Source organism: Cupriavidus sp. GW823-FHT07A04 (genome assembly GCF_058794615.1).
In genome coordinates this window covers 337,998-350,731 of record NZ_JBXAHA010000007.1, presented here as the reverse complement: position 1 = coordinate 350,731, position 12,734 = coordinate 337,998, and the positions used below count along the sequence as shown (strand labels likewise).

Genomic DNA, 12,734 nt, shown 5'->3' with positions numbered 1-12,734 from the left:
GTGTTGCCCCCATTACGTCAGGACCTGACGCTGCACCCCGGTCCGGCCGACACCAGCGGTGCACCCACGTGGACCTTGCACGACCCGGCCGCCAACAAGTTCTATCAACTATCCTGGCCGGCATTCGAGATCCTCTCGCGCTGGCCGCTTGGAGACGCGCGCGCGCTGCTGGATGCGGTGAACCGCGAGACCACGCTGACCGTGGGCGAGGACGAACTCGAAGCGGTGGTGCAGTTGCTCCACCGGCACAACCTGCTGCTTGCGTGGCGGGCAGAAGACAGCGCGCGGCTGGGCCGCATCGCGGGCGCGCACCGCGTGAGCAAGGCCATGTGGCTGCTCAAGCATTACTTGTTCTTCCGCGTGCCGCTGGTGCGGCCCATGCCCATGCTGCAGCGTTGCGCGCCGTGGGTGGAGTGGGCATTCAAGCCGCGTTTCTGGTGGGGCGTGGGGCTGGTGGCCCTGCTTGGCCTTTACCTGGTCTCGCGCCGCTGGGATGAATTCACCCATACCTTTGCCTCCTATGCGGGCCTGCAGGGATTGCTGGGCATCGGGCTGGCGCTGTCGCTGGCCAAGGTGCTGCATGAGCTGGGCCACGCGTTTACCGCCTACCGCTACGGCTGTCGCGTACCCACCATGGGGGTCGCCTTCCTGGTGATGTGGCCGGTACTCTATACGGACACCAACGAAGCCTGGAAGCTGATGCGGCGCGAGGACCGGCTCAAGATCGGCGCCGCCGGCATGCTCTCGGAGCTGGCGCTGGCCGCTTTTGCCACGGTGGCGTGGAGCTTCCTGCCGGATGGGCCGCTGCGTGCGGGCGCGTTCATGCTGGCAACCAGCACGTGGCTGCTGACCCTCGCCATCAATGCCAGCCCGTTCATGCGCTTCGACGGCTACTTCCTGCTGGCGGACTGGCTCAACATGCCCAACCTGCACGACCGGGCATTCGCGATGGCGCGCTGGTGGCTGCGGGAGCGGCTGTTCGGCTTCGCGGATCCGGCGCCCGAATCCTTTTCCGCCTCGCGGCGCCGCTTCCTCATTGTCTTCGCCATCCTGACCTGGCTCTACCGGCTCGGCCTGTTCTTCGGCATCGCGCTGACCGTCTATCACCTGTTCTTCAAGACGCTGGGGCTGGCCCTGCTGGCCATCGAGCTAGGCGTGTTCATCGTCATGCCAGTCGTTCGCGAATTACTGGTGTGGCGCCACCGCCGTGCGGATATCCATTGGAACGCCCGGACCCGGCGCGCCGTGGTCTTGCTCGGCGTGCTGCTGGCCCTGGTCGTGATCCCCTGGGGCGGCACCATTCGCGCACCGGCCGTGCTTAGCGCCAGCCAGAGCCAGTCGCTCTACGCGGCCCAGCCCGGCTATGTGAGCGGTGGCGCGGTGCAAGCCGGGCAGACCGTCGCCGCGGGCCAGTTGCTGGCGCAACTGGTCTCGCCGGAACTGGACTTCCGCCTGGCCGCCGCACAGGCGCAGGCGCAGCAGCTGCGCTGGCAAATGGAGCAGCAGCCGTTTGCCACCAAACTGCGCGATGAGGGCGATGTGCTGCGCCGCCGCTGGGCCGCCGCCCAGGCGGAGGTGACGGGCCTTGCCGAAGAACGCAAGCGCATGGAAGTGCGCGCGCCGTTCGCCGGGCGCGTGGTGGACGCCAACCTGTTCCTCGCCGATGGCGCGTGGCTGGCGCGCGGCGAACCGCTTTACCATATCGTCGGCCAGGGTAGCGAGCTCAAGGCGGAGGCCTTCATCGGCGAGCAGGACCATGCCGCGCTCACCGCCGGCAGCAGCGGCGTCTTTGTCGCCAATCTCCCGGAATTCGGCTCGGTGCGCTGCGCCGCCGCGCAGACGGACCAGGTCAATGTCGCCGGCCTGGAGCAGCGCACGCTGGCCAGCCTCTATGGCGGCCCCATCGCGGTCACGCGCAGCCAGCACAATGGGCTGGCGCCAACCACGGCCATCTTCCGCGTGCGCTTGTCGCATTGCGACTCGCTCCCTCTGTCTCGCGAATTGCCCGGTACCGTGCTGCTGGCACGCCAGCGCCATAGCCTGGCGGGCGATGCCTGGACCGCGCTGCTGGGTCTGATGCAGCGCGAACGCGGCCTTTGATCCCGCAGCCCGACGCCAAATACCGGATCACGCACAGCATGCACCTCACGCACCTCACGCCAAATTCATCGCACGACACCGGGCGCCGGCCGGGAACGGTCTGGATCACCGGGCTATCAGGGGCGGGCAAGACCACGCTCAGCCACGCCCTGCGCAAGCGCATGCTGGCCGCCGGCCATCCGGTGCTGCTGCTCGATGGCGATGAAATGCGCGCTGGCCTCAACCGCGATCTGGGCTTTTCGGACGCGGACCGCACGGAGAACATCCGCCGCGCCGCTGAAGTGGCCAGGCTCGCCAATCGCAGCGGCCTGTGGGTGGTGGCGGCATTCATCTCGCCGCTGCGCAGCCAGCGCCAGCAGGCGCGCGAGATCATCGGCAGCGATGCGTTCCTTGAAGTGTTTCTCAGCGCCAGCTTCGCGGTTTGCGCGCGGCGCGATGCCAAGGGGCTCTATGCCAAGGCGTCGGCCGGGCAGATCAGCCAGTTCACTGGCCTGAGCGCCCCGTACGAAGCCCCCTTTGCGCCAGACCTGGAGATCGATACCGAAGTCGTCGGGCCGGAGCAGGCGGCGGATCTGATCTGCGAGACGTTGGCAGGGCGGCCACCGCGGGCAGCGCCGGCATGAAATGAAAGCGTCTGCCCGAGCCCGTCCTGGTGGAAGTCCGCCTTTGGGTGAATACGGAAGGACTCGTCTATCTGACCGCGATTCAACAGTCCTCGGCGATAGGGGCACTTGACCGGGTGGCCGGGCCGCAGGCGCCGCGCGCAATCACGAGGCATTCGACGCCACGGCGTGATCGCCGGGCGTTGCGGAATCCGGATTGACGCATTGCACCAGAAGAAACGCAGGTGCCTCATCCAGTGCTGGCGCGGGCCGGGCGGCATTGTCTGGCGTGCAGGAAAGTGTATCGGTCTATCTCAGGGTTTCCCCTAGTCCCCGGACAGGAGTAAATTCACGCATCGGCATGCCGCACTGGATGTCGGCGAAAACCCCGGGCGCAGCGTTAACCCGAGGGTGTCCAGTGATCATGTCGCGCTCTGCCAGCGGCAAGCAGGATTTCATGTCGTTGGCGCAGCCTCGTGCCCGGGCGCACCCCGGTGCGCCTTCACCCAAGTCTGCAGGAAAGGAAGTGAACCCATGAGCTCCACGATCGAAGCACTGTTCCCGAAGCAACAAGGCGCCGCCGGCAGCGTCGTTACCGCGCTCAACCACCAGGAGATCGTCGTCGCCTTGTCGGCGCTGGTAGCCGACCAGCGCGTGGCCGTGCTGCACATGCTGTACCCGCGCACCGACGCGCGCACGCACCAAAGCCTAGACACGCTGGTCAGCACGCTGCACGGCCACGGCCTGCACGAGGTGGCGACGCTGGTCTCGCAGGAAGCGCACTACCTGGTCTTCAAGGACCCCGCCAAGGCATGGAAAGCGTTCCAGGAAATCCGCCACGACTCGCTGGCGATCGGGGTGCACCTGTACTACAAGGGGCTCTCGGGGGACGATGCGGAAAAGTCGCTCGACGCGGACGCGCACCAGAAGGTGGACACGCCCGCGCGCCATCTCTGAGCGGCCTCTTGCCGCTGGCGGAACGGGCAGGGTGTGGGCCGCTGGTGGCCTCCCTGCCGGTTTTCCGGCGTAGAATTCCTCGTCGGGATACCGAGAGGAGCGCACATGCCGGACCCTTCATCCAGTGTGGAAGCGAGCCTGGTCACGGTGCGCCCCGACCGGGAAATTGCAACCAGCCAGCGTTTGCCCTACTTCGTCGGCATTTCCGCGCTTAGCGCGGGTGCCAAGGGCCTGTCGATGTACCTCGTGGTCGTGCCGCCAGGCGGGCACGCCGAGCCGCACGTGCACTGCGGCCACGAGACGGGCATCTACGTACTCGAAGGGCGTGTCGAGACCCGCTACGGGCCGGGGCTGCGCCAGTCGGTCATCTCCGAAGCCGGCGACTTCCTGTTCATACCGCCGGGCGTGCCGCACCAGCCGTTCAACCTGAGTGCGACGATGCCCGCTAAAGCCATCGTTGCGCGCAACCAGCCGGACGAGCACGAGCAGGTTTTGCCGTACGATCCAATGCGGGAATAAAATCCCATGCTTTCGCACCAACGCTACGAAACATGCGCATTGCGTTTGAAAGCCCCAGGCAGGCAGAAGTCATCCGCCTGATCGACGAACTGGACGCCTACCAGAAGCCGCTGTACCCGCCGCAGAGCCACCACGGCATCGACATTGACGCGCTGGCCCAACCCAACGTTCTCTTTGCCGTCGTGCGAGACCAGCAGGGCATTGCCGTTGGTTGCGGGGCGGTGGTCTTGCAGCCGGAGTTCGGCGAGATCAAGCGCATGTTCGTGCGCCCGGCGAACCGGGGCGGCGGCATTGCGATGCGGCTGTTGGCCACGCTTGAGAAAGAGGCCGTGGCCAGGGCCTGTCCGCGCTTTGTGCTTGAGACGGGCGTCAGCCAGCCCGAGGCGCTGGCGCTGTACGCCCGGGCCGGCTACCTGCGGTGCGACCCGTTCGGCGACTATGCGCACGATCCGCTGAGCGTGTTCATGCAGAAGGATGTGGCTTAGCCTGCCGATACGGAATGCCGCGTTAAAAGTGAACGAATCGTGGCATTGACGGGTGAGCGGAGTATCATCGGGCCGCCTGTCACTCTTCCCGGTCCCGGATGTTGCGCATTCCTGCCACGGCTCAATCTCAAGCTCTCCACGTTTCCTTCGTTCCACGCTTCCCCGGCATCTCCCGCTTGCTCGGCGCCGCGGCGCTGGCACTGGCCTGCCTCGCCGGCACGCCGCGCCCCGCGCTGGCATACGATATCGGCGCGGTGATCGACGCCATGCGCCTTAGCCGCTATGCCCTGAACGCGCCTGAACGGCGCGTGTGGGGCACCGAAAACGCGCGCGATGCGCTGCTGGTCGGCCAGGTCGAAAACCGCTTGTTCTTCTACCGCTATGTGCGCGAAGGCGGCACCTCCAGGCTGGCGTTCCGCTCGCCACCGCTGGTGATCGACCCGGACACCTGGCGGCCTGCGCACGAGGAAAACGTGTCCGTCACCACGCCCAGGGGCGACGAGACCTTTTACTGGGTGGCCTACACCTACAACGATGTCGACGGCAAGCAGGTGAACGGCTACCTGGTGGACACAGCCGGCGAAGCCATCACGGTGCGCGCCGACGCCAGCACCGCAACGGTGACCAGCACGCGGCCCTGGGACGCGGCGCGCCAGGCGCAGGCCATGGCCACGCTGCGCAAAGCCTTGGTGAGCTACCCCAGCCGCCTGACGGCCATGCCGGCCGACTTGCGCTTCGTGCAGCGCCCGCCAGTCGACACGCTGGCTGCCTTCCGGGCGCTGCACCAGGCAGCGCGCGTCATCCCCCGTTCGAAGACCGCGGAATTCGCCCGCGCGCTGGCGCAGTTGCGCACCTTCGTCATGGAGCAGGACTATCGCGAGATCGATCCCAAGGGCGATTACCCCGACACACTGGTCGCCCTGAACGACTATGGATTCTGGCTGGCCGAGGCCGGCGATGCGGCCCAGGCCGACCTGATCCTGGGCGAGGTGCTGCGCCGGGACCCGTCGCGCATCGCGGCCTACCTGAACCGCGCGGACGCGCGCTGGCAGCAGCGCGAGCGCGAGCGCAACCCGGAAAAGCGCGACTATTACCTGGCGCTGGCGCGCGAGGACTACCGCCAGTACTGCAGCCTGCGGCTGGTGTCCAACAATGCCATCCCGTCCAACGTGGCGGCCCGCATCAGCACCGCGCTGGACGAGAAGCAACTGACCGCGGCCACCTGCCGGCCGCGCCTGGAGATCTTCCCGGCGATCAAGGCCGGCGACCTGCAGGCGGTGCGCCTGCAACTGGCGCGCGGCCAGGATCCGAACGGGGTCAACGAGCATGGCGTCTCCGCGCTGAGCGTGGCGGTGTACTACCAGCAGGAGGAGATCGTGCGCGCCTTGCTGGCCGGTGGCGCCAGGGTGGACGGGCCGAACCGGGGCTCGGCCTTGATGGCTTCAGCCATGCCGGACGGGCGCGACCAGCGGCCCCTGGCGCAGCGCTATGCCATCGCGGACATCCTGCTGGCGGCGGGCGCCTCGCTGGAGGCGCCCGACATCAACGGCACGCCTTTGCTGATCACGCGCACGTCCTACTATGGGGATGATCGCGCCACGCTGGAATACCTGCTGTCCCACGGCGCCGATCCGAACACGCATGAAAAAAAAGGCCGCACCGTGCTGCACGCCGCCATCAGCAACTTCCGCACGCGCTGGTTTGCGGATCAACTGCTGGCCAAGGGCGCCGACATCAACGCGGCCTACATCCGCATGGTTTACGGCAGTAGCTTCATGTGGGAAACGCCCTTGCTGGAAGCGCTGCGCGAGTCGAGTGGCGAGCTCAAGCCGGGCGCGGCCCTCGCCATCCCGGAGCGCGTGGCCTTTGTGCTCGATCGTGGCGCGGACGCTTCGGTGGGCGGCTATGGCGGCAAGGACGCCGTGGCGCGCAACGGCCTGGACGAGGCGCTGAGCGTCTCGGCCTCCTATTTGCAGCCCGCGCTGGTAGACCGGCTGGTGCAGGCCTCACGCAAGCCGGCGGCGCCGCTGACCAGCGAGCCCCTGTCGGCCCTGCTGCGCGCGTGGAGCTACCTGGAGGCACGTGCGCAAGCCAGCAAGGACAGCCCCGCATGGGACGGCCTGCGCGCCAGCGCGCGTGCCACGGCCGAGCGGATGGTCGCGGCCGGCGTCAGCCTCAAATACCAGAACAGCGTGCAGGGCATGAAGGACAACGCGATCGCGCCGCTGAGCGCGCCATGGCTGCCGGATGACCTGTACCTGGCGTGGCTGAAGGCAGGGGCCGACCAGACCGACCGCAGCGACGGTGGCATGCGCATCAACGGCGTGGACCAGAACGACGCGCTGCCGCTGGTGATCATGATGCAGTTGGGCCAGCAAGCCAAGGTGAAGATGCTGCTGGAGCACGACGCCGCGCTATACCGCGACCCGCAACGCTGCGGCATGGCCGTGGCGGATGTGCTGTCATGGCAGCTGGGCAATGCCGGCAAGGCCATCAGCCCGGAAATGGCGGGCGCGATCAGCCATGTCATGCAAGGCGCCGCCAAGGCTGGCAACTGCGACATGAGCATGAAGGCGCGCGCCAGGCCGTATATCGGCGTGAGCGCCGATGAGCTGGCGCGCTACATCGAAAAAGGCGTCGCCGCGCGCTGAACGCTACCTGGCGCCGGCCGTCCGCCGGCGGCTGGCGGGGCGCGCAAGCATGCCGTTAAGCAGCACGTCGATGACCTGTTCCGCGTGCTGCTCCGCCTGTTCGGCCGTCATGGGGCCGACGCCGTAAAGGCGCTGGATCAGATGCGTGGCCGACTGAACCGCCGTGAGCGTGGCGGTCATTGTCACGCTGGCGTGTTCGGGCGGGTAGGGCTTGAGCAATTGCGCCGCGTGGCACTGCGCGATCAGCGCATCGAGCTTGTCATGAAACGGCTTCATGTAGTTGTCCACCAGCCAGTCCAGCCTGGGGCCATCCTGCGCGACTTCCATCAGCACAAGCGAGTGCGCCGCCGGATGCAGGATATTGCTGACCGCGAAAGCCCTTAGCGCGGCTTGCAGCCGCGCGAGCGGATCGGCGGGTTCGGGCGCATCCGCTGCCTGCCGGGATGTTGTGAGCGATCCCGTGTACGCGTTCTCCACCACCGCGCGCCACAGGCCCTCCTTGCTGCCGAAGTGGTAGTTCAGCAGGGGCTGCTTCACGCCCGCGCGGTTGGCGATCGACAGCACCGAGGCGCCGTCGTACCCCTTTTGCGTGAACTCGAGCTCGGCGGCTTCGATCAGCCGTTGCCGCCCCGATGCTTCGGCGGCGCGGGATGCGCTCGCCGTGGCCACAGGTGTCTGCGCGGCTGGCTTGCGGGCGGAAGTCTTGGGGCGTCGGGTCTCGACAGGGGTCATGTTGGCTAGCGACGCGTTTCGCACACGGTAACGATCCCGTCATTCTCCCACATGCCCCGGGCTTGAATCCGGGCGGCCGAACGCCGGTAACCGGTAACGCCAGTTCCTTGCCAGTCCTTTGCTAGTCATCCTGATATAAGTATAAGTACCAGTGTGCCGCTGACTTATACTTGTATAAATTCACGTCCCATGGCGGCCGTGAGGTGGCTGGCAACATTGGGGGCAGGTATGCGGGAGTTGGAAGTTCCGGTTTTGATCGTGGGCGCGGGCCCGGTTGGCATGCTCATGGCGGCGCTGCTGGCGGACCAGGGGATCGAGTCGATGCTGATCGAGCAGCGCGATGACCTGCATCTCGCCCCGCAGGCGCATGTCATCAACGCGAGAACGCAGGAGATCCTGGCCGGCATCGGCGTCACGCACGAGGACCTGGCCGGCATCACCACGCATGCGGCCGGGGCGCGCTTCGTGACCTGGCGGCGCAACCTGGCCGAGGCAGACCTGGCGCGCATCGATATCGCCAGCGACACTTACCTTGCCAATCTGGCGGCGGCCAGCAGCAAGCGGACCGCGAATATTCCCCAGCACCATCTTGAGCGCCTGCTGTTTGCGCAGGTATCGCGCCGCGCCCGCTGCGAGGCGCGCTTCGGCCACGTCTGGCAAAGCGCGGAGCATAACGCGCACGGCGCGGCCTCAGAGGTGCGCGATGCCGTCACCGGCCAAGCGTATCGGGTGCGCAGCGACTGGCTGATCGCGGCCGACGGCGCGGGCAGCGCCGTGCGCCGTGGGCTGGGATTGCCGATGGTGGGGGAGACCAACCTGGCGCATCTCATCACAATCAACTTCGAGGCCGACATCCGGCATCTGGTCAAGGACAGTCCGTCGATCCTGTTCTGGATCCTCTCGGCGCAGGCCCCGGGCACCTTCATCGTGCACGATGCGGCGCGCTACGCCGTGTTCATGACGCCGTATTTCCCGGCGTACGAATCGCCGGCCGATTTCCCGGTGGCCAGGTGCGAGCGCATGTTGCGGGCAGCGCTTGGCGAGCGCCATCTGCCCTTGCGCATCACGTCGCTGTCGAACTGGACGATGCAGGCGCACATTGCCGAGCCCTACAGCAAAGGGCGCACCTTCCTGATCGGCGATGCCGCCCACCGCTTTCCGCCCACGGGCGGGCTGGGGCTGAACACAGGCGCAGCCGATGCGCACAACCTGGCGTGGAAGCTGGCCCTTGTCATGCAGGGCAAAGCGGCGCCCGGGCTGCTCGACACGTATGGCGCCGAGCGCAAGCCGGTTGCCGAGACCAACAGCCGCGTCAGCGTGGCCAACCATCAAAAGATGGGGCAGGTGACCGCGGCGCTGGGCCTGGACGAAGCGGGCTTGCCGACGCTCGCGCGGCTGCGCGCCAGCGCCCCGGCCCGCGTGCTGCCCGGCGCCCTGCGCTCGGCGGTCAAGCGCCTGCTGGTGGCGAGCGTGGAAGCGCGGACCCGGAACGTGCAGCAAGCGTCCTCGCCAAAGTTCGCCCGCATCCGGCAAGACGTGCAGCGGGCCGCCGAAGCGCAGATGGAACACTTCAATACACTGGGGCTGGACCTGGGCTACGTCTACCGGAGCGCGGCAATCTGTGCGAGCGGCGCCGCAACGCCGGTTGTGCCCATCGCATCGCATCCCGTACATCCCGTACTGGAGGTGGCGCAGTCGTTCACGCCGGGCGCACGCCTGCCGCACTTCCGGTTGCAAGGCGCCCCGGGGGCGCCGGCCACTTCGCACGATCTCGTTGGCAACGCGCACTTCCTGCTCGCCGGCTTTGGCCGCCATGGCAAGCCGTGCGCCGCGCTCGGCCATGGCGTGAGCCAGGCGCTAGGCGTGCCGGTGCGCGGTCTGGACCTCGATGCCATCGCGCATCGCGACGACCACCCGCAACTTGCCGCGTGGAATGGTGGCCTTCCCGACGCCGCCATCCTGGTGCGCCCCGATGGGCACGTTGCATGGCGCTACGCATTGCAGGCGGACGTAGCGCCCGGCGACGTCCTGGCCGCCCTGTGCGAAGTGCTGCAAGTCCCCGTGCCTGTCAGTGCATGACCGTGCCTGACATCACCAAAGCTCAAGAGAAAGGTCCACCCGTGAACATCGATCCCGAAGCCGTGCCTCTCCGACAGGCCGGGCAGCCCAGCCCCGTGGCGATCATCGGTGCCGGCATCGCCGGCTCCGTGCTGGCGCTCTTGCTGGCCAGCCGCGGCATTCGCTGCCTGCTGGTCGACCGCCAGCCTGGCACGGATACGCATCCGCGCGGACATGTCTGGTCGGCCCGCGCCATGGAGGTGATCCGCTCGATCGATGCGGAACTGGCCGAGGCGCTGCGCGAGATCAGCTCGCCGCCGCTCAAGCTGCGCTACATCACGTGGTGCACGGCACTGGCAGGGGTGGATCTCGGGCGCTGCGTGCCGATCGGCAACGACCCGGTGCATACCGCCCGCCTCCTGGGCAGCGGCCCTTGCCGCCCGCTGCACTTGTCCCAGAACGTGGCCGATCCCATCCTGCGGCAGCGCGTGGCCGACAGCCCGCTGATCGAATTGCTGGCAGGGCATGAGCTGGAGGCGCTGTCGCAGGACAATGACGCCTGCACGTTGACGCTGCGCGAGCTGCGCAGCGGGCGGGTCGTCCGGCGCACCGCGCGCTTCGTTGCGGGCGCCGATGGCGCGCACAGCACCGTGCGGCATCTGCTTGGCGTGCGCTCCACCACAACCCCATTGCAAGCGGTCGCGCAGATCCATTTCCGCGCCAAGCTGGGCAGGCTGACCACGTCGCGGCCCAGCCCGTTGTACTGGATTCTCAACCCCGACGTCGTGGGCACGCTCACGGCCCACACCGCCGACGACGAAGACTGGGTCCTGTCGACGGTGGTGCTGCCCGAGATCGAGCCCGCCGGCGAAATGCCCAAAGCGCGGGCGCTGGCACTGGTGCGTGCGGCGATTGGCGATGAACGCGTCGATGCCAGCATTGTCTCGATCCGTCCCTGGACGATGGCGCTGCGCCGCGCCGAGACCAGCAGGGTGGGCCGGGTGGTGTTGCTGGGAGATGCCGCTGCCGGCTTCTCCGCCATCGGCGGCTTTGGCATGAACCATGGGATCGAAGACGCCGCGAGCCTGGCGTGGCGGCTGCAATTGCTGCTGGGCGGGTATGTGCCAGAAGGCCTTGCGCACGGGTTGTTGTCCAGCTATGCCACCGAGCGCGCGCAGAGCGCCGCCGCCCACGCGCACCGCACGCAGCAGCTCAGCGACCTGTCCGACGAAGTATTGCGTGCCGCCGGTGCGGACCCCGCCGGCCTCAAGACGCTGGCCGCGCTCTCCCGCTCCACGGTGGTCCGCCTGCTGCCCAGGCGCGCCGCGCGCACACTGTTGCGCACCGTGGCGGGGGCCGGCCTGAAACCCCTGCGCCATCTGGCGAGCACCGCGCCCGCGGGAGTTGCCGTGCGCGCCAAGGTCAGAAGGGCGATCGACAAGCAACGCGAAGTCTTTGTCACGCTCGGTACCGATCTTGGCTATGCGCTATCGAGTGGATTCGTCTGCCGCGAGCCGCATCCGCATCCGCAGTCCCCGCACAGCGGCACTGAGTACTGGCCGACCACCAGCCCGGGCTCGCTGATCCCGCATCTCTGGAGCGAGGCCGCTGGCGAGTCGCTGTCGACGCGGGACCTCGCGCGCCGCGCGCCGCTGACGCTGCTGGTGGGCGACCGGGAGCGGGTGCGCTGGCAGGCGGCCTTGACGCAGTTGCGTGCCGACTGGGGCATCGACGTGGCTTGTCCGCGCATCGGGACCGAAGACGGCGCGCAGTTTCGCATCCGCCCCTCGGCCTTCGCCACTGCGATGGAGATCGATGAGTCCGGCGCGGTGCTGCTGCGCGGCGACGGCATCGTGGCCTGGCGCAGCCGGCGTCAGTGCGCCGATCCGTGCGCGACATTACCGGATGTGATTTCGCGCCTGGTGTCCCAGTCCGCCATCCCCGCAGCACCGCCGGCACGCCCTACCAGTCCCCCCAGCCCCATCAGCCCCATCAGCCCCATCAGCCTCACCAAGGAGATGCAATGAGCGACAGCATGGACCAGTTTCCTATCCCCTGCCCGGACCCGGAGGCCCGTGCGCCGCAGAAGCTTGCGCACATCGTGCTCACCACGCGGCGCTTCGACGAGACGATCCACTGGTGGAGCGTGGTGCTGGGCGCGCGGGTGATGTACCGCAACGCCTTGCTCTGCTTCCTCTCCTACGACGACGAGCACCACCGCCTGGCCCTGATCAATGCCGCCAACTTCGAGCCGAAGCGTCGCGAGAGCACAGGCCTGGACCATGTGGCATTCACCTTCGGCTCGCTCGGCGACCTGCTGCATACCTACGAGCGCCTGAAGGGCCACGGCCTGCGCCCGCAATGGTGCATCAACCACGGGCCGACCACGTCGTTGTACTACCGCGATCCCGACGGCATCCAGGCCGAGCTTCAGGTCGACAACTTCGCCACACCGGAGGAACTGGAGGCCTGGTTCCACTCCGGCGCGTTCGCCGAGAACGCCATCGGCGTCGAGTTCGATCCGGAGCATCTGCTGGAGCGCTACCAGGCGGGCGAGCCCGCAGCGCTGTTGATGCGTCCCGGCGAGGTGACCAGCCGCCAGTTCCTGACGTTGCGTTGAGAGGCCGCCC

At 67.7% G+C, this 12,734-nt stretch carries 10 protein-coding genes; 9 read left to right on the top strand and 1 reads right to left on the bottom strand.

The window, feature by feature from the left end; genetic code table 11:
- The 6 genes from AC1Q7Q_RS14935 (at window position 1) to AC1Q7Q_RS14910 (ending at window position 7,314) form a co-directional block, all read left to right on the top strand.
- Window positions 1-2,100 (top strand): site-2 protease family protein, encoded by a 2,100-nt coding sequence (locus tag AC1Q7Q_RS14935; RefSeq protein WP_492376248.1) that lies wholly within the window; start codon window positions 1-3, stop codon window positions 2,098-2,100.
- A gap of 38 nt (window positions 2,101-2,138) precedes the next feature.
- The gene (cysC, locus tag AC1Q7Q_RS14930) at window positions 2,139-2,723 is read left to right on the top strand and encodes an adenylyl-sulfate kinase (RefSeq protein WP_492376249.1); all 585 of its coding nucleotides are present in this window, start codon (window positions 2,139-2,141) and stop codon (window positions 2,721-2,723) included.
- A 513-nt stretch (window positions 2,724-3,236) separates the two neighbouring features.
- Window positions 3,237-3,659 carry a hypothetical protein gene (locus tag AC1Q7Q_RS14925; RefSeq protein WP_441634547.1) on the top strand — a complete coding sequence of 141 codons (423 nt, stop codon included), beginning with the start codon at window positions 3,237-3,239 and terminating at the stop codon, window positions 3,657-3,659.
- Window positions 3,660-3,764: 105 nt separating this feature from the next.
- A complete protein-coding gene (locus AC1Q7Q_RS14920) occupies window positions 3,765-4,178 on the top strand; it encodes a cupin domain-containing protein (protein WP_492376250.1) in 414 nt (137 codons plus the stop codon).
- 32 nt (window positions 4,179-4,210) lie between these two features.
- Window positions 4,211-4,663 (top strand): GNAT family N-acetyltransferase, encoded by a 453-nt coding sequence (locus AC1Q7Q_RS14915; protein WP_492376251.1) that lies wholly within the window; start codon window positions 4,211-4,213, stop codon window positions 4,661-4,663.
- A 176-nt stretch (window positions 4,664-4,839) separates the two neighbouring features.
- Window positions 4,840-7,314, top strand: a complete 2,475-nt coding sequence (locus tag AC1Q7Q_RS14910; RefSeq protein ID WP_492376252.1) for an ankyrin repeat domain-containing protein — start codon at window positions 4,840-4,842, stop codon at window positions 7,312-7,314.
- Window positions 7,315-7,317: 3 nt separating this feature from the next.
- On the opposite strand, the gene AC1Q7Q_RS14905 is transcribed toward AC1Q7Q_RS14910, so the two are convergent.
- Entirely contained in the window at window positions 7,318-8,046 is a 729-nt protein-coding gene (locus tag AC1Q7Q_RS14905) for a TetR/AcrR family transcriptional regulator (RefSeq protein ID WP_492376253.1), read from the bottom strand.
- A 237-nt stretch (window positions 8,047-8,283) separates the two neighbouring features.
- On the opposite strand from AC1Q7Q_RS14905, the gene AC1Q7Q_RS14900 reads away from it, so the two are divergent.
- The 3 genes from AC1Q7Q_RS14900 to AC1Q7Q_RS14890 are packed head-to-tail and all read left to right on the top strand — an operon-like array spanning window position 8,284 to window position 12,724.
- Entirely contained in the window at window positions 8,284-10,125 is a 1,842-nt protein-coding gene (locus AC1Q7Q_RS14900) for an FAD-dependent monooxygenase (protein ID WP_492376254.1), read from the top strand.
- A gap of 41 nt (window positions 10,126-10,166) precedes the next feature.
- Window positions 10,167-12,131, top strand: coding sequence for an FAD-dependent monooxygenase (locus AC1Q7Q_RS14895; RefSeq protein WP_492387179.1), 1,965 nt, complete (start codon window positions 10,167-10,169; stop codon window positions 12,129-12,131).
- Window positions 12,128-12,724, top strand: a complete 597-nt coding sequence (locus AC1Q7Q_RS14890; protein WP_492375905.1) for a VOC family protein — start codon at window positions 12,128-12,130, stop codon at window positions 12,722-12,724. Before AC1Q7Q_RS14895 ends, AC1Q7Q_RS14890 begins: the two co-directional genes overlap by 4 nt.
- The last annotated feature ends 10 nt before the right edge of the window (window positions 12,725-12,734 follow it).